This window comes from Candidatus Mancarchaeum acidiphilum, assembly GCF_002214165.1.
Lineage (GTDB): Archaea > Micrarchaeota > Micrarchaeia > Micrarchaeales > Micrarchaeaceae > Mancarchaeum > Mancarchaeum acidiphilum.
Genome location: NZ_CP019964.1, coordinates 171,194 through 192,014 on the forward strand (window position 1 = coordinate 171,194; position 20,821 = coordinate 192,014).

21 protein-coding genes are annotated in these 20,821 nt (G+C 37.8%); 13 read left to right on the top strand and 8 right to left on the bottom strand.

Annotated elements, in window-relative coordinates:
* Nucleotides 1-15: 15 nt before the first annotated feature.
* Both Mia14_RS00940 and rsmA read right to left on the bottom strand, forming a co-directional pair.
* Nucleotides 16-1,482 carry a cytochrome b N-terminal domain-containing protein gene (locus Mia14_RS00940; RefSeq protein ID WP_088819692.1) on the bottom strand — a complete coding sequence of 489 codons (1,467 nt, stop codon included), beginning with the start codon at nt 1,480-1,482 and terminating at the stop codon, nt 16-18.
* Between the two features lie 137 nt (nt 1,483-1,619).
* Nucleotides 1,620-2,420 (bottom strand): 16S rRNA (adenine(1518)-N(6)/adenine(1519)-N(6))-dimethyltransferase RsmA, encoded by an 801-nt coding sequence (rsmA, locus tag Mia14_RS00945; RefSeq protein ID WP_157891414.1) that lies wholly within the window; start codon nt 2,418-2,420, stop codon nt 1,620-1,622.
* A 58-nt stretch (nt 2,421-2,478) separates the two neighbouring features.
* On the opposite strand from rsmA, the gene Mia14_RS00950 reads away from it, so the two are divergent.
* From Mia14_RS00950 to aspS, 9 genes are all read left to right on the top strand, one after another.
* Nucleotides 2,479-3,732, top strand: coding sequence for a hypothetical protein (locus tag Mia14_RS00950; RefSeq protein WP_088819694.1), 1,254 nt, complete (start codon nt 2,479-2,481; stop codon nt 3,730-3,732).
* Between the two features lie 248 nt (nt 3,733-3,980).
* Nucleotides 3,981-5,486 (top strand): DNA primase DnaG, encoded by a 1,506-nt coding sequence (dnaG, locus tag Mia14_RS00955; RefSeq protein WP_088819695.1) that lies wholly within the window; start codon nt 3,981-3,983, stop codon nt 5,484-5,486.
* Between the two features lie 119 nt (nt 5,487-5,605).
* Entirely contained in the window at nt 5,606-5,962 is a 357-nt protein-coding gene (locus Mia14_RS00960) for a PadR family transcriptional regulator (RefSeq protein ID WP_088819696.1), read from the top strand.
* 56 nt (nt 5,963-6,018) lie between these two features.
* The gene (locus tag Mia14_RS00965; RefSeq protein WP_157891415.1) at nt 6,019-6,996 is read left to right on the top strand and encodes an ABC transporter ATP-binding protein; all 978 of its coding nucleotides are present in this window, start codon (nt 6,019-6,021) and stop codon (nt 6,994-6,996) included.
* Nucleotides 6,993-8,117 carry an ABC transporter permease gene (locus Mia14_RS00970; RefSeq protein ID WP_088819698.1) on the top strand — a complete coding sequence of 375 codons (1,125 nt, stop codon included), beginning with the start codon at nt 6,993-6,995 and terminating at the stop codon, nt 8,115-8,117. The genes Mia14_RS00965 and Mia14_RS00970 overlap by 4 nt, the downstream gene beginning before the upstream one ends.
* A gap of 8 nt (nt 8,118-8,125) precedes the next feature.
* Nucleotides 8,126-9,721 (top strand): COG1361 S-layer family protein, encoded by a 1,596-nt coding sequence (locus Mia14_RS00975; protein WP_198539383.1) that lies wholly within the window; start codon nt 8,126-8,128, stop codon nt 9,719-9,721.
* Nucleotides 9,722-9,739: 18 nt separating this feature from the next.
* Complete coding sequence (locus Mia14_RS00980; protein WP_088819700.1) at nt 9,740-10,663, top strand: hypothetical protein; 924 nt, start codon at nt 9,740-9,742, stop codon at nt 10,661-10,663.
* Nucleotides 10,664-10,723: 60 nt separating this feature from the next.
* Nucleotides 10,724-11,044 (top strand): DNA-binding protein Alba, encoded by a 321-nt coding sequence (albA, locus tag Mia14_RS00985; protein ID WP_088820601.1) that lies wholly within the window; start codon nt 10,724-10,726, stop codon nt 11,042-11,044.
* Nucleotides 11,045-11,103: 59 nt separating this feature from the next.
* Complete coding sequence (gene aspS / locus Mia14_RS00990; RefSeq protein ID WP_088819701.1) at nt 11,104-12,393, top strand: aspartate--tRNA(Asn) ligase; 1,290 nt, start codon at nt 11,104-11,106, stop codon at nt 12,391-12,393.
* Between the two features lie 18 nt (nt 12,394-12,411).
* On the opposite strand, the gene Mia14_RS00995 is transcribed toward aspS, so the two are convergent.
* Nucleotides 12,412-13,086, bottom strand: a complete 675-nt coding sequence (locus tag Mia14_RS00995) for a glycosyltransferase family 2 protein (RefSeq protein WP_157891416.1) — start codon at nt 13,084-13,086, stop codon at nt 12,412-12,414.
* A gap of 13 nt (nt 13,087-13,099) precedes the next feature.
* Nucleotides 13,100-13,600: a YceI family protein gene (locus Mia14_RS01000; RefSeq protein WP_088819703.1), complete on the bottom strand. Its 501-nt coding sequence runs from the start codon at nt 13,598-13,600 to the stop codon at nt 13,100-13,102.
* A 139-nt stretch (nt 13,601-13,739) separates the two neighbouring features.
* Here Mia14_RS01000 and Mia14_RS01005 point away from each other — a divergent pair, with 139 nt between their 5' ends.
* Entirely contained in the window at nt 13,740-14,360 is a 621-nt protein-coding gene (locus tag Mia14_RS01005) for a hypothetical protein (protein WP_088819704.1), read from the top strand.
* A 2-nt stretch (nt 14,361-14,362) separates the two neighbouring features.
* Here the strand turns inward: Mia14_RS01005 and Mia14_RS01010 are convergent, their stop codons facing one another.
* Both Mia14_RS01010 and map read right to left on the bottom strand, forming a co-directional pair.
* Nucleotides 14,363-15,160, bottom strand: a complete 798-nt coding sequence (locus Mia14_RS01010) for an alpha/beta hydrolase family protein (RefSeq protein ID WP_157891417.1) — start codon at nt 15,158-15,160, stop codon at nt 14,363-14,365.
* Between the two features lie 20 nt (nt 15,161-15,180).
* Nucleotides 15,181-16,110, bottom strand: a complete 930-nt coding sequence (map, locus tag Mia14_RS01015) for a type II methionyl aminopeptidase (protein WP_157891418.1) — start codon at nt 16,108-16,110, stop codon at nt 15,181-15,183.
* 110 nt (nt 16,111-16,220) lie between these two features.
* On the opposite strand from map, the gene cca reads away from it, so the two are divergent.
* Nucleotides 16,221-17,687 carry a CCA tRNA nucleotidyltransferase gene (cca, locus tag Mia14_RS01020; protein ID WP_088819707.1) on the top strand — a complete coding sequence of 489 codons (1,467 nt, stop codon included), beginning with the start codon at nt 16,221-16,223 and terminating at the stop codon, nt 17,685-17,687.
* 37 nt (nt 17,688-17,724) lie between these two features.
* Here the strand turns inward: cca and Mia14_RS01025 are convergent, their stop codons facing one another.
* Entirely contained in the window at nt 17,725-18,366 is a 642-nt protein-coding gene (locus Mia14_RS01025; protein WP_088819708.1) for an adenylate kinase family protein, read from the bottom strand.
* A gap of 44 nt (nt 18,367-18,410) precedes the next feature.
* Nucleotides 18,411-19,166, bottom strand: coding sequence for a hypothetical protein (locus Mia14_RS01030; RefSeq protein WP_088819709.1), 756 nt, complete (start codon nt 19,164-19,166; stop codon nt 18,411-18,413).
* A gap of 64 nt (nt 19,167-19,230) precedes the next feature.
* On the opposite strand from Mia14_RS01030, the gene Mia14_RS01035 reads away from it, so the two are divergent.
* Together Mia14_RS01035 and Mia14_RS01040 are read left to right on the top strand one after the other, a co-directional pair.
* On the top strand, nt 19,231-19,497 hold the full coding sequence (locus tag Mia14_RS01035; protein WP_088819710.1) for a DUF357 domain-containing protein: 267 nt from the start codon (nt 19,231-19,233) through the stop codon (nt 19,495-19,497).
* Complete coding sequence (locus Mia14_RS01040) at nt 19,484-20,614, top strand: hypothetical protein (RefSeq protein ID WP_088819711.1); 1,131 nt, start codon at nt 19,484-19,486, stop codon at nt 20,612-20,614. Before Mia14_RS01035 ends, Mia14_RS01040 begins: the two co-directional genes overlap by 14 nt.
* The last annotated feature ends 207 nt before the right edge of the window (nt 20,615-20,821 follow it).

A 20,821-nucleotide genomic window follows, 5' to 3' on the forward strand; every position in this document is an offset into this window, starting at 1 on the left:
AGCATTTCAGGATAATCATTTCTTTTTCTTGATTTTCTTCATTTCAGGTATCGTGAACCTGTTCCAGAAGATTTTATAAAGTCTGAGCTTGTCTGGTATGTCCCTAAGATAAGGCAAATACGGAAGGAATAAAAGCAGTATTAAGGCCACTGTCGCAACTATCCCATTTTCAAGGTCATTCCACCATGGCAGTCCTGATGTAATTATCTCCATGTAATCGTATGGCGCCATCCAATAGCTCCCAACCTGCCACCACATTCCACCTGCTTTGAGCATGCCCCATTGGACGGTCCTCAACCCATAAGCGCTTGCAGTGCTCTGAAACTCTCTGGTGTCAGATAGAAATCTTATAACATAAGTATAATTTAAGCCGCTTGTCTCCTCGCTCTGAAGGATCTCCTGGTAAGTGCCCGCTTGGGCCATCTTCACCAATTCTGCTATAGATACTATTAATGGATCAGAAGACTGTGATGCATCCTGCATTGACCAATTTTTGCTGAAGAAAGAATTGGCTTCCGAAAAGCTTATGCTGCGTTCCTTTGGGCTTTCAGACAAATATTCCGCCATATAATTTCTTGCATTATAAGAAGAATTGATGTATGTGTCATATGGAGATACAACATATACTGTTGAAGTGTTGAACGTATATGGATCTATGGTATCAAGGTATGTCGCTGTATGTGAGCTTTGATTCAACTCGCTTAGCAGTGTTATCGCCATTATATTCGGATTTGATTGCGCAACGCTTTGTATAGTCAAAGGCGGCACATAAGGAGAGCGCAGGAGTATTGCAAAAACAAGCACAATCGCAAATATATAAACCATGCGCTTGTACATTGACTTGTGGTCCGCAGGAACCATTGTATAAGGTATCCCTTTCTTATAAGGCTTGTTCAATCCTTTGTTCTTGACAAGCATAAAATGGGTAAAGATAAGGAATATGAGCAATATAGGGACTATTGCGACATGCCATCCAAGCAGTGCGCCATTATTAAGGGGGTTAATCCAATAACCCAAGCCTAATCCATCCCATAAGTCCGCCCCTGCCTTATCATTCCACTGGGATACAAAGCCGCCTTCCAGACCTATTCCAAAAGCATATTCCAATAAAACAAGCAGCAATAAAACTACTCCTATCATCCATACGAGCTTTTTTTGCTTGTAAGCAGAAGTTGAGAACTGCACAAATAAATGCAAGAACATAATAGTAACAAATGCCTCTGCCGCCCAAAGATGTATGCTCCTTACAAATGCACCTACTGTTGTAAGGTCCCACCAGTAAGGTCCAAATATAAGCATTATTATTCCAGTAACTGCAAGTATGGCGAAGAGTTCCAATAAATAAACGCCTAATGTAAAGAAGAAATTGTTTCCATAAGATGGAACCTCATTTATATAGAAAAACTTCAAAAGGGATTTTATCTCCGACTTTATCGAGCTGCCACTTTCAGATTCACTGCTATCAGATTCTGCAATTGGCATTATAAATCATCTTCATTCTGTGTTTTTTTGCAAAACTTTAAAAAGCTTACTTATTAATTGTCAAAATCCAACAAATGCAGGTATCAAAACAATCCAAGCAATTATCTTCGACAATAAAATACGGGCCGTGCCTAAATTTATAGCTCTAAATATTGATTTATAAATTGGGAGATCTTAAGCAGTGCTTCAGGATTTATCTTGAACACTTTAGTTTTTGAAAGATCAATCCCTTTAAGGTTATTGTCTTCATTCAAGATTCTCATTACCTGCGCTATCCTTTCTTGTGTCAATCCCAAGTTTTTTTGAGAATCCAAAATAGCGTTCTTCAGGATCTTTTTCTTGTGCTCCATTATAAGGTCCAATATCCTGTATTCAGATGCAGAGACCTTATTTTTTACAGGCTTTAAATAAATTATTTCAGAATCCACCTTTGGGACAGGATAAAACGAGCCCCTTTTGACTTTCATTATCTTGTATACTGAAAAATTCAGCTGTGCGAATACACTCAATTTAGAATAATTCCTTTCCCCTGGCTTTGCGGTAAGCCTTTCCGCAAATTCTTTCTGCACGCACAACAGGGCTTCCTTGTGGTTATCCGCAAGCCACTTCAATGTTTTACTTGACAGATTGTAGGGTATGTTTGATATTATAATTTCGTATTTGCTCGCATCAATGTCAAATTCAAAGAAATCCATATTTAATAAAGTCAAGTTAGGCTCATATGCGAGAGAGCTCAGCAATTCCTCATACAACGAAGAATCCTTTTCAACCGCAAGTACGGATTTTGCCCTTTTGCAAAGCTCCTCTGTCAATATCCCCCTGCCTGGACCAATCTCTATCACATTCCTGTTTCTGCCATATTCAGATTCAATAGCAGCTATATTACGGTTATTCAGGAAATTTTGGCCTAGTGATTTTTTAATATGGGGAAGGTTCAAAATTATCTACCTTGCTGTTTTATATAACATTTATATAATTGTATATTAATATTAAATCATGCTATCCAAGCAGCTGAAATCACAAAGTGCTGTTGAGTTTTTATCTACTTACGGATTTGTAATACTGATAATAGGAATTGTGATATCGTTGCTCTTTGCATATATATCGCTGCCAAAGTCTATAATCCCTTCACAATGTGATTTCTATAACGGATTCGATTGCCTAAGCTCTGGGTATTCTGTAAACTACTCTACAAAGATAGGCAGCGTGTTCACACTGATAGCTTCTGACACTGAGCCAGGTTCCGTCAAAATAACCAACTTCTCAGTAAAAATAGGCACTTACAATAGCAATTATGGTTTCTGCACCCCAAATGTAAGTGAGGGTGGACAGAAAATATACTGCTATGCATATTTCAATAATTTTACTCCTGTAATAGGCAATCAATACGATGGGCTTTTTGTTCTTAAATCCGATTACTGTTCAGCCCCTCCACAGAATCTTTCTGACGTGAACTGCTTGAGTAAGCCTGCAAATTTTACCTTTGACGGGTCCTTTAGGGTACAGGCAGCCGACTTAAACTACTCTTACGATCCATACTATGCCAATATATCAATAACCAATTCAGGAGGAAAGATACCTGCAGGTTACCAAGCCAATATAACTATAGATCCTGCTAGTTTCCGTAGTGCAGAAACACAAAATTTAGGAAATATAAGATTCTATTACAATGGCAAAGAGCTTTACAGCTGGTGCCAAGATAACTGCAGCTCATCTTTTTCACAGGCCACGTTTTGGGTAAAATTGCCGGTATCTTTATATTCTGATGAATCAATCCCCATAACCATGGAATTTCTACCAAAAACTGCAAATTACAGTGGGGATTATTCAGGAGAGGCACCTCAGCTTAGTCTACCATATGCAGGATATGACAATGGTGACAAGGTGTTCGATTTTTACAGCGATTTCAACGGAGTTGTATTAAACAATGCAAAATGGAACACAACGCCCGATGCAATCTACACTGTAGACAATGGGCTCACATTTTCATCTGCAGGTTCTGGATATATTGAGAGCTTGCCGAAATTTAACAGTTATACCGAAAAAGAGGCTTACGTATATCCGAAATCAGATACCTGGGAAAATTTCACAGAAAAAGGAAATTACTACTTCAACTATTCGGAAGGCCCTATTTTTATTTATCCAAGTGGCAGCAGTGGCAAGATGCTTTATATATTAGTAAGGAATATCCCTCCTTCCGGTATTGCTCCTAATATAGGAATTGGTAGCCTTGAAAAGCAGCCAACCTAACCGAATGTTCATTTATTTATTGCAACCAGACAAACATTTTTATATCTGTTAGTCCTTAATGAATATTGAAAATAGTCATACTTAAAACTTTATGGCGTTTACAATGTTATCAATTATTAACAAATCATCATATGCGGCATATCTAATGCCACAAATTGATTTAAACACAGTGAGCATAAGTGCATAGCAAGAGAAGTAATGCTGTAAAGCCGAATGACTATTTCTAAAGCAAAAGACAAGTGAATTTAATGGCAAAGTCGTATATAGACATTGTAAAGTATGTAATAGAAGCAAAATTTGATATAGATGGGACAGTAGAAAAGCCTGATATAATAGGCGCTATTTTTGGGCAAACCGAAGGTTTGCTTGGAGAAGACCTTGATCTAAGGGATTTGCAGAAGAACGGCAAGATCGGAAGGATAGAAATAGAGAGTTCATCCAATTCCGGGAAAACATCCGGTACGCTTGTACTCCCTTCCTCATTGGACAGGGTAGAAACATGTATATTAGGAGCCGCAATAGAATCTGTTGATCGGGTAGGCCCATACGAAACAAATTTCAAGGTGCTAAAGATAGAGGACACAAGGAATGAGAAGAGAGCCCATGTAATAAACCGTGCAAAGGATCTTCTAAAATCTCTCATGGAAAACGTCATACCAGATAGCAAAGAGATAAGCGATATGGTCGAGTCTGAAGTAAAGTCCAGCACAGTAATAAATTATGGCCCCGAGAATCTGCCTGCTGGCCCTGATATAGACAAAAGTTCAAGCATAATAATAGTGGAGGGGAGAGCTGATGTGGTTAATTTGCTGCGTAGCGACATAGCAAATGCAATCGCAGTGGGAGGAGCTACTACGGACATACCAAAGAGCCTGATAAAACTAGCTACCGAAAAAGAGGTTACTGTATTCACTGACGGAGATCATGGCGGTACCATGATAGTCAAGAATATAGCAAGCGTAGCTGATATCGATTATGTAGCAAGGGCACCGGATGGCAAGGAGGTAGAAGAGCTCACAAGAAAAGAGATAATAAAAGCCCTAAGATCAAAGATGCCTATGGAGCAGGCAGCAGTTGTATACAAAATCAGCCTGCCTGAGAGCAACCATAACTCTGAGAGCAGGGGAAATAATAAGGAAAGTGCAAACAACAACTATAATAAGGACAGGCCAAGGTTCAAGAACAACCATAACTATCCACAGTATTCAAAGCCAGCAGAACCACAGGAACAAAAGAAGCAGTTGAGAGGACCAGAGCCACCAGTAGACGCAGAAGAAGATAAGATCCATGTAGAAACAAGCAGGGAACCCAAGGTCGAGAACAAAGAGCCTGAAGCAGTCCCTGCCAAAAAAGAAGTGGAAGAAAATCAGAGGCCTGCACCGGAAAGGCAGCAATCTATCAAGAAACAAGCAGCAAAGGAGGAGCTTAAGGAAAAGCCAGCAGAACTGGTAGAGAAAGTTAAGTTAAAGCCCGAGGAAAGCATGATAGCTTCCTTGTCAGAACTTAAAAACACCCTTAGAGGAAGAATTTATGGCTCTGACAAAAAGCTAATAGCCGAAGTTCCTATCCGTGAGCTTATCCAGTCAATACAGGATATAGACAATATCGAATCCATAGTGTTTGACGGAATAATAACACAGAGGCTCGTTGATCTGGCAAACAAAAAGAGTGTAAAATCAATATATGGGGTAAGATCAAGCCAGATAGCACGCAAATACGGGTCAATGCTCCTTTACACTTCAGATGATGTCTGATTAAGGTGCACTTATTTTTATTTTTTAAATCTAAAATTTTTAGACGCAACAAAAAAGCAAATCTTAATATTTCTTTACTTTAAATATTAGTTTAAATAAAAACTATTAATGGTCATATAATGGGGGAAAAAGAAACCAAAAAATACAAATACCGTGAATTCCACAACATACTGCTAAAGCTGTTCATCTTGAAAAAAATTGACCAAGACAAAAAGGCTTACCCTTACGATATAATAAAAAAGATAAAGAAATCTCCACTTTTGTCGAATTTAACCGAAGAGGGTTCCATCAAAAATGATGTATACAACATAATATCAGTATTGGAAAAAGCAGGTTATATAGAATCGGAAGCAATAAAGAGCGATGGCAAGATAAAGAAATATTACCACATAACTCCCGATGGCAAAAAAGCCTTAAATGTGATAAAAAAAGATTTCCATAAGCTTGTAAAAACAGTCACAAGCCTTATAAAATAATCTGAATCGTGTCAACTATACAAATTCGAGTTAGAATTTGAGCTAGGATGTATCCCATGGTAAAAAATGCGCTAGAAATTAAAAACTTAGTTGAGAAGTTCGGAGATTTTACCGCTGTCCGAGATATATCATTCAACGTGAAGGAGGGAGAGATATTTGGGCTTTTGGGGCCTAACGGTGCTGGAAAAAGCACAACTCTAAACCTGATACTGACATTGCTTACTCCAACTTCAGGCTCGATAAATCTTTATGGAATAGATATACACAAGGAGGTTCACAGGGCAAAGAAGATGATAGGCTTCATGACACAGGAGACAGTAGTGGAGCAGGATCTGACACCCCGCCAGAACCTTGAGATATTTGGAGAACTATACCACATAGAAAACATAAAAGATAAAATAGCAGAAAGCTTAAAAGATGCAGAACTGACGGATTTTGCAGATTACAAAGCAGGCTCAATGTCGGGTGGAATGCAGAGAAGGCTTGCACTGGTAAGATCGATGATACAAGATCCAAAGATAATAATTTTGGACGAGCCAACTACAGGACTGGATGTCCAGAACAGGACAGCATTATGGGAAAAGATACGTAGCCTGAATAAGAAAGGCATCACAGTGCTGCTTACAACACAGTACCTTGAGGAAGCCGATGCTCTATGCGACAGGATAGCAATAATAGACAAAGGAGAAATAAAAGCAATAGGCACAGCATCCGAGCTTAAAGCATCTGTCAGCTCGGGGGACATAGTAGAGATAGTAACGCAATCGGATGCTACAGGCAAAGTTGCTTCAGTGCTGGAAGATTTTGGGCTGTCTCCCGTAGTCAAAATAGATATAGTAACAGCAGCAATCGAAAAAGGAGAGATAGCGAAATTCTCCGATATAACAAAAGAGCTGATAAAGGAGAATATACCGATATTGGGGATAAGCATGCACCTCCCAACACTTGATGACGTATTCATAAAGCTTACCGGAACCGGATTAAGGGATAAGGCGGAGGGGAAGCCACAAATTCAAATGAGGTCCAAAAAATGAGTATCGTAAGCGATTCTTTAATTATATACAAAAGGGAAATGCTGATATTCAAAAGCAAGCTTAGGACAAACCTAATTAGGTCGCTGATATTCCCATTAGTGCTTATATTGATGCTTGGCAACCTCGGGGCAAATTCCGATATAATAACAAACATAGGTGTAGTAAACTATGCCTCAAATCCATCAGCTTATAACTTTGTACAGTCACTACAATCAAACAATGACCTAAACGTTGAAATGCTTACGACACAGCAAGCTGCATTATCCGCATTGAAGGCGGGCCAAATTACAGATGTTGTGGTAATATCCCCAAGTTTCCCAAGCTTAAACACGCAAAATCCTGGAATATACATATATTATGCAAACAATTTTGCCGACCTTGGAAATTCAGTTAATATAATAGAGTCATTGGCAGAGCAGTACGAATCGAATATAGGAAAGCCTATAGAGTACTCGTCAACTTCCTCTCCTGATCAGGTGGTTTCAGACCCAGCATATGCCGCGGATGCCAGTTACAGGACATTCCTGGTTGGCGGTGTAATAGTAATGGTCGCCGTTTTTGGATCCATGTTCGGTGGAGGTATGTCAATTATAACCGATAGGCAGTTAGGCAACTTAAAGTCATTCCTGATAACTCCAATAAATAAACTGTCAATCATATTAGGGAAGATAATGTCCGGAACAACCCAAGCATTGATATATGGAGTAATAGCTATTTTGATAGGGCTGCTTGATGGTGCTACCGTAGCCATGGGCATAGCAGGCGTTGCAATAATACTAGTGCTTATCGCATTGACTGCGGTAGCATTTTCTGCGATAACGATAATACTTGCATCAAGAATCTCAAAGATCGAGGTATATTCGATAATTGCAAATGCAATAACATTACCTCTTTGGTTCATATCTGGAGCATTTTTCCCCACATCCTCATTGCCCTCGTGGCTATACCCTCTCAGCGTAATAGATCCATTGACATATTCCGCAAGTGGTATAAGGTATATCATGATGTACGGATATTACCCAATCAATTCTGCGATATTAGATTTTTCAGTTCTGATAGCATTCTCGGTGGTAGTGCTATTATTGAGCTTTAAGCTGTTCAGCACCACTATAGGAAAATGAGTGATAAAATGTATAAAATAAGCTTGATTTCATTATGCATAATAGTTCTAGGTTTGGCGGGCATTTCATCAGCCCAAGGGTTATCGCAGGTAAGCGGTGCATTATCAATAACAAATCTACAAATATCTCCATCTCCTTTAGTGGCCGGAGAGAATGCAACCATCTCGTTCAACCTATATAATTCCTATTCGCATTCATTATATGACATCAACCTGCAGCTACTCTCTCAGAACCCTATGCTTAATTTCTCTCCTGTGTATAGCAATATAATATACAATATAGGAGAGGGCACAGATAATGACGGCGTTTTTTACTTCACATTTAGAGTCCCAAAGAATATACCTGCGGGAGAATATGAAATAGACGCAGTTGCTACATATAGGTCAAAATTTGCAGAAACACCGACATTCACAACATCAGAGCCAGGTGAATCCGAAATGCCTATCTATATATACATATACGGAAAGCCTGTTTTAAGCGCCAGCATACAGCAGGCCAATCCAATTGTTCCAGAATCCGATGCCAATCTGGAAATTGACCTTACCAATCTTGGGAATGGGGTAGCTGACAATGTAACAGTAATACTGCATAATTCTACTTATTTGAAATTTATAGGGCAAAGCAAATTCAGCATATCCGATCTGCCAAATTCACAATCTACAGATTTATCTGCACAGGCTTATGTATCGAGAGGGATAACCTCTGGGGTACAGGATATAAATGCCACACTAGTATATGAGAACATGTTTGGGAACAAAACTGTGGAAAATGAGACACTGCCAATAAATGTGCTTATCAACAGCCCTGAAATATCTGTAAGCACAAGCTCATCTGTTCCAGAAACGTTATACTCCGGAGGAAACCAGACTATAACCCTGCTGATAAGCAACTCTGGATTAGGCACTGCTAAAAATCTGACATTGTCATTGCTCCCAAACCAGAATATAACTTATGGAAGCATGGACAAGTTCTTCATTCCAACACTTGAGCCTGGAAGCTCTAACACAGAGCCAATATACATAAAGTTGGGAAGGGAATTTGAAGGAAACAGCACAAAATTGCCTATAGAGTTGACTTATTCAAATGCGAATCTGAAAAACTCAACATCAAGAAACTTTAGTATAAATATATCCGTGCAGAAATCTGCAATAATCAATATAGAGAACTTGAGCGATACCCTATTGCCAGGAGCTACAGATGTTCCTGTAACACTGCAGATAAAAAACACCGGAAACGAAGAGGCACAGGAGATGACCCTGAGTTTTGAATCAGTATATCCAATAACCCCGGTAGACTCAAATTCCTATGTAAATGCCTTGCAGCCAGGGCAATCTGTCAACGTGACATTCTATGTTAATGTCGATTCAAAGGCAACTGCAGGATCATACCCCATAACAATATACGAGGAATGGTTGCAGCCCAATGGAGGACCAACCCAAGAATTCTCAGGAACAAACAACTATTATGTGGAGGTATATAGTTCAAGTAAAAAAAGTTCAGCTGATAGTTTTATAAACTACATATACGCTTTAATAATCATAATAGTAGTAATTTACATAATATTCAGAATACTAAAGAGATCTAGCAGTAAAGGTAAAAAATAACCTGAATCTGGTGAAAATATGGTCATGCAAAGAGGTATAAAAGAAGTATTGAAAAATTACAACATGCCACTATGGATAAGCGATTACGTAGACGCGTACATCAGGGAGGATCCATTAAATTCAATGAAAAGGGCTACCAGCTTTATAAATGTAAAGCGTAAAAGGGGGTCTGTTACAAGCACATATGTAATCTTGCCAAATGGCATTAAATTCAGCATGTCTGACATATCCAAAATCCTTAGCTTGTTCTATTATGGCGAAAAGCAAGTTGAACTGATGGCCGAAAGCTGGTCATCACGGCCGGATCCGGTGCACGTAAACTATGTAAAGCATTTCATAAATGTGGGCAAAGCAGAAAAAAGGCACCTAAGAGCTATAAAGAACCTTATGGACGGACTAATGAGAAAGCCTGAGGAACCACCCCAGATTATTAAAGATGTCTTCTCATATATAATGAATCTTGACCAGTGGGAAGAGAGATTTATAGCACTCTACATGATAATGAGGTACTCCTACAGTGCAATATTCGGCCAGGTATTCTATAAAGTATTCTACTTTGTGATGCCTGAGTTTATGAGGTCTTTTGGAAAGGTATATATAGATGAAAACGGAGATTTGAAGTGGGCTTTGGAAGAAACACGCAACATGATAAAAAATGGGAGTATTAGCGAAAGCAGGGTTTTGAAGATATCAGAGGATCTGCTAAGCCTGATTGAGGCTTCAGTAAAATACGAAATCTCTATAACAAAGGATTTGGAAGTCGAAAAAGAAATAAGGCTTATGCTCAAGGTTGCAATTGCTTACCCATTGCATGAACTAAAGGACCTAGGCGTAAATGTGGATATCAAGAAGGAGGAATCAACGATAGATACGCTTTCAGATAACCTTCTAAAGCAAAATAATAAAAACGAGCAAGATAAGGCAGTGCCTACAAAAATTTAAATAGGTTATTATTGCAATTAATAATAAGCATCAAATAGAGATGATAGAATGGCAGACGAAATGAACGTAGCAAACGATGAAACAAGAACTGAAGAAGAAGGCAGAAAAACAAATGAAACAAATATTGTCTATATAGGAAAGAAGCCTACAATGAACTATGTATTAGCGGTAGTTACGCAGTTCAACAATGGCATGAATGAGGTTTCTATAAAAGCAAGAGGGAATTCAATATCAAAAGCTGTTGATGTAAAAGAGATAGTCATAAACAAGTTCCTGACAGATGTAAAGCAGAAAGATATCTCTACTGCATCCGAAGAGCTGACAAATGAAGATGGCAGCAAATCTAAAGTGAGCTCCATAAACATAACTCTTATGAAATAACTCTCTAGAGTAAAGGATTATTTTTAATATTTTTCAAATGCCTTAAATTAAGTGATTTTTTGATTCGATCTAATTATGTATCTGAGATAACGCAGGAGATGGATAACCAAAAGGTAACTTTAGCAGGATGGGTACATGAAGTCAGAAAGTTGAAAAATGTAACATTCCTACTTCTCCGTGATATCACCGGCATCATACAGGTTACAGGAAAAGCAGGCACTTGCGATAAAAATATAATCGAGTCAATGGATATACCAAAAGAAAGTGTAATATCAGTAGAAGGGATTGTCAAGATCAATCCAGAAGCAAAGATTGGGTTTGAGATAATACCAACAAAGATAACCAACTTAAATCCAATAAGCAAGGTCATACCATTTGAAACGACGGGAAAGGTTCCTGCAGAGCTTGATACAAGATTGGACTATAGGTATATAGACCTAAGGCGGCTTCAAACAGAAGCGATCTTTAAAATAGAATCTACCATACTAAACTCTTTCAGAAATTTCCTATATAATAAAGGATTTAATGAGATACGGACATCTTCCATAGTGGCTGAAGCTACAGAGGGAGGTGCGGATTTATTCCCATTGCAGTATTTCGAAGAAAAGGCATATTTGGCCCAATCTCCTCAGCTGTATAAGCAAATGGCAGTTATCGGAGGATTGGATAAGGTATTCATGATAATGCCAGTTTACAGGGCGGAAAAATCAAATGATCTGTATCACCTCAACGAGATAACACAGATGGATGTCGAGATTGGATTTTCGGACTACAATGACGCAGAAAAGCTTCTAAAAGATACCTTGGAGTTCATAATTAGCGAAGTAGTAAGAAGGAATGACAGTGATTTAAAGGTATTAGGCATTGAGCTTAAAGTGCCTGAAACAAAAGTAATAGAGTATGCAGAAGTAGTAAAGAAGCTGAAAGAGAAAGGCGAAAGCATAGAATTTGGCGACGATTTCTCCAGAGAGCACGAAAAAGCGATAGAGAAGTATTTTGGCGAATCCGTTCTGGTGACCGAATTCCCGACTAAAGTAAGGGCCTTCTACTCAATGCCAAACGAGAACAATAAAGAGCTAAGCCATAGCTACGATCTAATATATAAAGGAATGGAGATATCAAGCGGTGCACAGAGGATACATATAGCTGATATGCTTGTGGACGCCATAAAAGAAAGAGGAATGGATCCCAACAACTTCAAATCCTATGTAGACGCATTTAGATGTGGTGCGCCGCCTCACGCCGGATGGAGCATAGGGCTGGAGAGACTGGCAATGCAGATAACGGGAATGAAGAACATAAGGGAATGCGCAATGTTCCCAAGGGACAGGAAAAGGATTTCACCTTAAATATACTCCGGAATAATATCATTTATCTTTTGACATAAATTTAAAGTCTATCGCAAGCAGTTTTAATCCGTCAAGTAATTTAAGCTGGTTTGAGTGCCCCCCTTTCCTTTTATGGTAACTTATAGGTATCTCTTTGGTGACATATCCTTTTTTGTGCATTTTGATGTTTATCTCGCTCTCGATTCCAAACCCCTGTTCATAAAGATTAAGTGTCTTCAATGAGGAAACCTTTATCACTCTAAGCCCAGTTTGTGAATCCTTAAGGTGCATTCCATAAATAAGATTCGCAGTCTGTGTGATAACCCAATTTCCAAACTTTATATATGAAGGCATAGCTCCATGTTCACTGGCAATCCTTCTCCCAATAATCATGTCTCCTCCTTTACGTATCAGATTGATTGCCTTCCTTAAGTCCTTTACATCATAGGTTCCGTCTGTATCTATAAGCCCTACAAATTTAGTCCTTATAGATTTGAATGCATATATGCACGCATTACCTTTCCCATTACCATTTTGCTTTAAAAATATCACATTAGGTTTCTTACTGCCATACTTCTTCAAATCATTAACATTCCCAGAATAAGCTATTATTATTTTAGAATGGGGCAAAGAGCTTATCACTTCACCCAAAACCTCCTTTGCATAAGGTTCGTTTTTTACAGGCAATATAATTGTCGTATCCGAATAGTCCACAGAATCACAAAATTTATTTAAGGAATTTAAAGACACCGGATACCTTTGCAGTATTTGATATAATCCCAAAACGATCTAAAAACGTTTTTGTCCTTAATCCAAAATCACTTCTCTTGAGATCAGTATTGAAATTTATTACGACTCCTGATTCATCTTCCTTATAATTGACATCTAAATGTATCTCCTTAGTTATATCCTTAATTGTCATATCTCCCTTCACATGAAGTACTCCTTCGCTTTTCTTTTCTACTTTTGTCGATACAAAGTTGGCGTTAGGGTACTTTGGGGCGTTGAAAAATTCTTCCTTGGTTATCAAGTGCTTAGTAAGCATAGGTATACCAGCATCAAGGCTGCTAATGTCAACAGACAGATTGGCTTTCAACGAATTAATATCACCAGTATTGCCCTCCATAACTAATTCAAATTTTGAGAAAGAGCCATTAAACTGTGAAAATGTATGCCTTACTGTAAAATTTATCTTAGAATCGGGATAACTTAATTTATTCAGCTCCATAAAATCAAGTATATTAATGAAGTTTAATTTTTAAATAGTTATCCTTAAAATGGCCTTTCGCAGCATTGAATGATAAAATTGCAGTTTTTATCTCTAAATTTTGGGAAAAATTTATATTATATTGTCCCTAATCTAGAATATGGTATCATATAAGGTAATAGAAAACAAAAAGGGGCTTCCCAAAAAATTGGACAACTACGTAATGTCGGCAATTGCATATGCTCTGCCTTCATATATAAAATTTCTTCTGCCAATGCCCCTTAAAGATGGTTCTATTATAGAATCTGATAACAAGGATGTATATATAGATGGCAAAAAAGTGGGTAATGTGCTTCTTTATAAATCCGGGCTGGATGTCTCAATCAGCCATGAATTTGATATTAAATATGCGGGAGGATATTCATTGGATGGTAAAACAATTTACATATCAGCGAACATGCCACCTGAAATTATGATAGGCAATACTAAGGTAAGCCTTCTCGAAAGCATAGGCCGCCACCATGAACTTCCTGAAAAATGGCTTCTTGATGATGACTATGAATATCCCTATGCACACGAGATAGCCACAAATATAGAGAGAGAATACGCAGAGTCACTAGGGATTAATTGGGACAGCTATAATTTGGAAGTTGATAAATTGTTAAGGGAAAATTACAAGTGCAAGCTCAAGAAGAGCCCTCCAAACTTGGACCTATCGCCTTATATCTATTCTCATGATGACGAAACAATCAAAGAGATAAGGTCATCAACTCCAATATAAAGTTATAACCATTTGATCAGCTTGGCCTGCAGATTTCTATTGTTCAGCATTCCAAGCCCCATATGCCTGTACCTGGGGAATAAGTTTAGTTCAGCATCACAGCCAAAGAACTTCAAGCTGTAAAAAAAGTCAACAGAGCTTAAGTAATTGACGCTTCTATCTAGTTTTCCGTGCCAAAGTGCCACTCTCTTGCTTTTAAGTTCATGCATATGCCTTAAAGGGTTGATATCAAGCTTACCTTCATTTAAAAGTTTTACATCTTTTTTGTCAAACTTCCAAGTAAATTTCTGCAATTTCGATAATAAATCCATGGTTGAATCTACGGATTCATTTCCATAATATTCCATAAATTTTTTAGAATAATCGGTGACAGGAGCAATAGCCAGAACGGAATCTACAGAATATGACTTAGCAGCCGCAACTAGGACAACGCTTCCGCCAAAGCTGGCACCTATCAGTGTTACATGCTCTATATCAAGGGAGACAGGACTAGAAGAAATCAAATCAGTACATTTATTCTCCTTGATTCCGGAAGCAACAACGGCCAAGCTTGTAGCGGCATTTTCAAAATTGAATCTGCCAGAGCTGTCAAAAGTGCCAAGATACTCAGGTATACCAACGGAAAAGCCCAGCTTAACCAGTTTTATTATATACCCATCAGATATCTTAGGCGGAAATCCGGGCATTCCATATGCAAGCAAGACAAGTTTTCCGTTGGTGTTGCTCTTGTTGTATAGGATAGTAGCAAGTACTCCCTTATATCTTATAAGATAAGTTCCCAGCCAGTCTCCTGTCGCCATAATACACAAACCCATTAATTTCAAATCTTAGTCAAAACCTTACAGCTATCCTTTTCTACCAAGAGCTCAAATTCCGTCTGGGCTACCATTCCGCGGCTAACCTCTGCGAGTACAGGATATGAATCCAGTGCCCCTATTTTCTCCAATTCTCTTATGCCTGAATATAGTTCAAACTTTGATTTCATCCCTTCTGAAAGCCATCTTGCGGCAAACGGCTCGCTTGGGTATTTTTCCATTATACTGCTCAATACATGCCTTGCCGCAGGAAGGCGGGGCGATATGTTATCCGAGAAACTATAAATTTCAGCCACATCCGTTTCTGTAACCAAACCTCTACTCTGCTTAAGCGTAGCAAATGGCTCTATAGCTATACGCCTTCCCTCTTCAAGTTCTGCATCGTCACCATTATCATAATTTGGGATGAATGGTTCTGCGTGCAGCTCATGCAAGTTAACTCCATGTCCTCCAAGGTTCTCTATGGGCCTGAACCCCAATCTTTCAAATGTGCTATTAATCTCCTTCCCTATCTCTTTTACTTTCCTTCCTGCCCTTACAATGCTGACCGCATTTTCCAAAGCTTCCTTGGTGGCATCAACGAGTTTGCCATACTCCCCAGACAGATCTACAGTCAATGCACAATCACCCAGATAACCATTTTTAGCCGCGCCGAAATCTACTTTCACAAGATCCTTTTCACCAAAAACCTTGTCGTCCATATAACTTGGTGTATAATGTGCAGCTTCGTTGTCTATCGAAAGGTTTAAAGGAAACGCAACTTCATAACCTTTGCCTATAACATAAGACTCCGTAGCTTCAGCAACATCAAGCAATTTTACTCCGGGCTTAATCATATCTCTTGCTTTCAAGAGTGCTTCATAAGATATTTTACATACTTCTTCTGCCAGATTTTCATCTTCTTCTATCGTGTTATCCAAATTTGATTTATCCATGACTATTACCTTTAAAACTATGAGCCATAACATGTTGCTATTGCCACAGATATTTAAAATAATAAAATCTAAATGCCTTTGTAGCTCTCATATGAAGGTTAGTTGCAGACATGATTATGGAAAGTTCAAAATACCTTTACCAATCAAATATAAGTGGTTTGATGCCCCACCAAGAATTATCCTACGAAGATAAAAAGAAATTAGAGAATCTGTCAAAGTTATCAAAGCTATTCATAGAGAGAGTCAGACCCACAAAAACCGAAATCCTGAATATAAACAAATACTCAAGCGAATTGATAGACAGGCTTAAGAAAGTTCTTCCGGAAAATGTAGAGATCACATTAGCAGGTTCAACTGCCCACGGGACTCAGGTAAAAGGAAGTTCAGACATAGACATATTCATGCTTTTCCCACGCTCAAGTAACGAACGGGCAATGGAGGAGGAAGCAATCAAACTCTCAAAGAATATAGTAAGAGAAAAGGAGGGGGAGAAGTACGAGATAAAATATGCGGAGCATCCATATCTGAAGCTTATAAACGAAAGCAAAAATATAACTGCGGATATAGTTCCGGCATTTAAGATAGGCAATGCAAAAGAGCTTATAACTGCGGTTGATAGGACCCCTCTACACAACAAATTCATTGCATCGCACTTAAGCAAGGAAATGAAAGATGATGTCAGATTGCTGAAATACTTTTTGAAAATGAATAAAATATATGGTGCGGAATCCAAAACCCATAGCTTTTCAGGATACGAATGTGAAATCCTGGTATATTTCTATGGATCCTTCCCAAATACAATAATGGGATTATCAAATATAAAGCTACCCTTGGTAATAGATGTTAAAAACAGAAAGTTCCTAGAAGATGATTCCAGAACAGAGTATATTAAGAGGCTCAATTCGAATTTTATAATAATAGATCCAACAGACCCAAATAGAAATGTTGCCGCAAGTACAAGCCCTGATTCATTAGCAAAAATTATACTTATATCAAGAAGGCTATTGTCCAACCCAACCGAGTACAACCTTCTAGGCATGCACGGGAAAAGCAGTTTTAGGTCAATAAGGGAAATGCTGAAAAACTATAATCTATCAATATATGCAATATCAATCAATGTATCCAAGGAGATTCACGAAGATACTCTGTGGCCGCAGATAATCAAGCTGGAAAATCAATTATCATCGGAATTTTTAAAGTTTGGGTTTAACCCTATAATCTCCTTGGACGGGATTGAAAGGAACAAAGCATACCTTTCATTTATATTTGAGAAAACTACAAAGAGCATTAATCTGCTGAAAGGTCCTGAGGTATTCATAAATGGCGGAGCTGAAAAATTTTACGAGAAACACAGAGAATTAGGAGAAGTATTTATTAGAGGATACAATCTTTATGCAATAGAGAAATCCAAGCTGCATACCCCAATTGAAGTCCTAAACGAATTAAACATTAATGGAAAGATTAAGATAAAGGATATGAAGGAAGGCAGTGAAATTAAAATATTCACAGAGAAAAATATTCCAAAAGAAATGGATTCCATAATCTTAAAGAACTTTATAGACAAGACAACTTTATAAACTAATAAAAGATGTAAGTTGACAAAGTCTAGCGGTCCTAAAATCCATAAGAATTACCTGAAGTTATAATGTCCTGAAATTCATCCATCTCATCAAATTTAAATGGATGTTTATATATATCTAGAACTTTGCTGCAATCTATATCCTTCCGAATCTTAAATCTTGCAGAAATCTTGCACTGTATAAATGTGATTGATTGTACAATATCCTTATTAGACCTTATTTCTAAAACGCTGTTTGGGCTTGCAATATTTTCACCGCAATAATCCAATGCTTCAGATATAAGGTTCTCTCTTATCTTGCCTCTTTGGTATCCTCTTTTAATCATCCTTGATTCCAATTTCCTTAAATGCTCCCTTTTGACTATTGCAATATCATATGGCAATTTTACATCCGCCAAAAGATGACCTACCAATATAACCACACCATCAAAATCCTCAACTGTCTCCTCTATAACTTTCTTAAGGGCAACTGTGTTAACAAGCTTTGATCCAAATTCATCAATGCCTCTATAGATATTGTATTTATCCACTAAGTCATTTACCTCGATAAGTTTTACATCTAAGGGTTTAAACGAATCCAAAAGACCTTGATAAAGCTCATTTGAAAAATAAGATTTCCCCGATGCAGGAGAACCAGTTACTGCAATCAAGAAAGGTTTATCCTTTGAGGTTTTCATGATCCTGCACTTTAATAGAATTCTTTCTATGCCCCCAACTGATTTCAGCTAGGGTTAATTGGTCCATTGCTGCCTGCTTTATCGCTATTTTTGGAAGTGCCTGCGTTGTTTATACTGTGTGAATCAGAGACGGTATTCACGTCCGTCCCCTTACTTCCACTTCCACCGGTATTGGCATCCGATGCCTGTTTTGGCTGATTATCAATACCCATAACAAATTCAGCATTTGCAAACAAATAATTTATCTCATTTCTGCTTGAATCAAGGTCCAATGCGGTATTGGCTTCTAATAACAGATTTACATCATAGCTCTTATGATTTCCAAAGAATATCCATTCCCCTATGGAATAATCATCGTATTTATCAGTAGAGTCAAGTACAAAATTGGATGAGGAAGCCAGCTTATTCAATAAAGACGATATGCTATCGTTAAATTCATTTATATAGATAATATCTACGGCATCCTTATTATATCTCATATTTGCAGGTGAGATTATAGGCAAATTGGATTTTTTTGATAAGTCTGCCAGGAAACTCGACACCTTCTGGGTAACATCATTGCAATTTTTCAAGTTTTTATTTAATTCTTCTCTGTCATCTTTTATAGATGTCTCTATTTGGTCCAGATAACCGTATATATCATCCCGGATTTTTTCAAAATTCGCTTTTGCTGCTAAATTATCTGTGTAATTTCCAGGATTAGAAAGGAGATCCGCCAAATTTAGGCCATATTTCTTGTTTATCTCATCGGATCTATCGTTTAAAATTCCATCAGTAAAATCACTCCATTTCTCTGCCATAAACACACCAAATTATACCAATTTATAAATATTCGGGATTCAAAATATAAAAAGGTAATGTAGAATGGATGAGAATATAGAATTGCGGATATCAAATGATATCGAATATTTTTATAAAAACATTAAGAAATTTGATAATTCTGAATTGCAGAATGAACTGAAGTCAAATAAAAATTTGAAATATGTATATGAATTATCAAGCATGTATGCATCTGATGCCAAGAGCTACCTGGAAAAAAAGGACTTTTATACATCTTTCTCTTGCATATCATATGCACACGGACTTTTGGATGCTTTGCTATATTTAAAGGGATTAAATGGAGATTTATGAAGAGGGAAAGGCAAGGATAAAATTCAACTCCCAGTCATTCTTAAATCCAAAAGCTCAGCTTTCAAGGGATTTAAGTGTAGCATTCGTAAAATATAAGACTAAGATAAATCCAAAAGCTACTGTTATAGACACAACTTCCGCAACGGGTATAAGAGGAATAAGATATTACAAGGAGGGAGGAGCTAAAGAAATTTGCATGTTGGAGATAAATAATTCTGCTTTCAAAGACCTAAAAGGCAATATGAATTACAATAAGATGAATAAGGATAGCAATGTGAGATACTATAATACCAGCATTCAGGAGTTTGCCAATTCAAGTGTGCGTGAAAGTTTTGATATAATAGATCTTGATCCATTTGGCAGTGCTGCACCAAATTTGACAGATATCATGAAATTGGCTAGGGATAAGTCCAGCCTTATGATAACCGCTACAGATGTTGCCGTTTTATGTGGTGCACACTATAAAGCATGCCTGAAAACTTATTTTGCACAACCATTGCACAATGCACTTTGCCATGAAGTGGGAATACGCATACTTCTAGGTTATATAGCTAGAATAGCTTCTCTGTTTAACTTCGGGATTGAGCCTGAGATAAGCATATCTTATCTGCATTATGTAAGGTTGTTCCTGAAACTTGACCATGGAGCCGCTGCGGCTGTTAAAAACTACGAAAGCATAGGTTATGCGTTATACTGTAAGGCCTGTGGAAATTTTGCCTTAAACTCACCTATCCCGCATTCGTTGAACTGCAATGTGTGTGGCCACGAATACTCAATTGCCGGGCCACTCTGGGTTGGGAGGATACAGGACAAGACTGTAATAAATGGCGTTAAAGAGGTTATGTCACAGGATAAAGTGAAGAATGATGAAATGACCTTTATGTCTAACTTATCAAGCGAACTAGATACACCCCTTTATTACAGCATACCTGCTCTGACCAAGATGATGAATGTTGAGTCAGTGAGCTATGACAGGTTAAAGGAAGAGCTGCAATCACAAGGGCACTCAATATCCAAAACACATATGAACAAGGAGTCAATAAAGACCGATGCAGGGATATCTGAAGTAAAAGCAGCCATCCTAAAAGTGCTTAAAAGCCGAAACATGATTAATTAAAGTATTTAAAAATCTTTGCATTAATAAAATTATTGAAAATATGAGAATAATCTAAGGGATTTTACTAAAATATAGCTCTTTTTAAGGAATAATAACATATAAATACACTAAAATCAATAATAATTATGGATTGGTGGGTGTAATGATGAATGGAATAAATAAAGAAAATATGAAAACGGCTTCCTGCGCGTTATGTGGGAAAAAGTT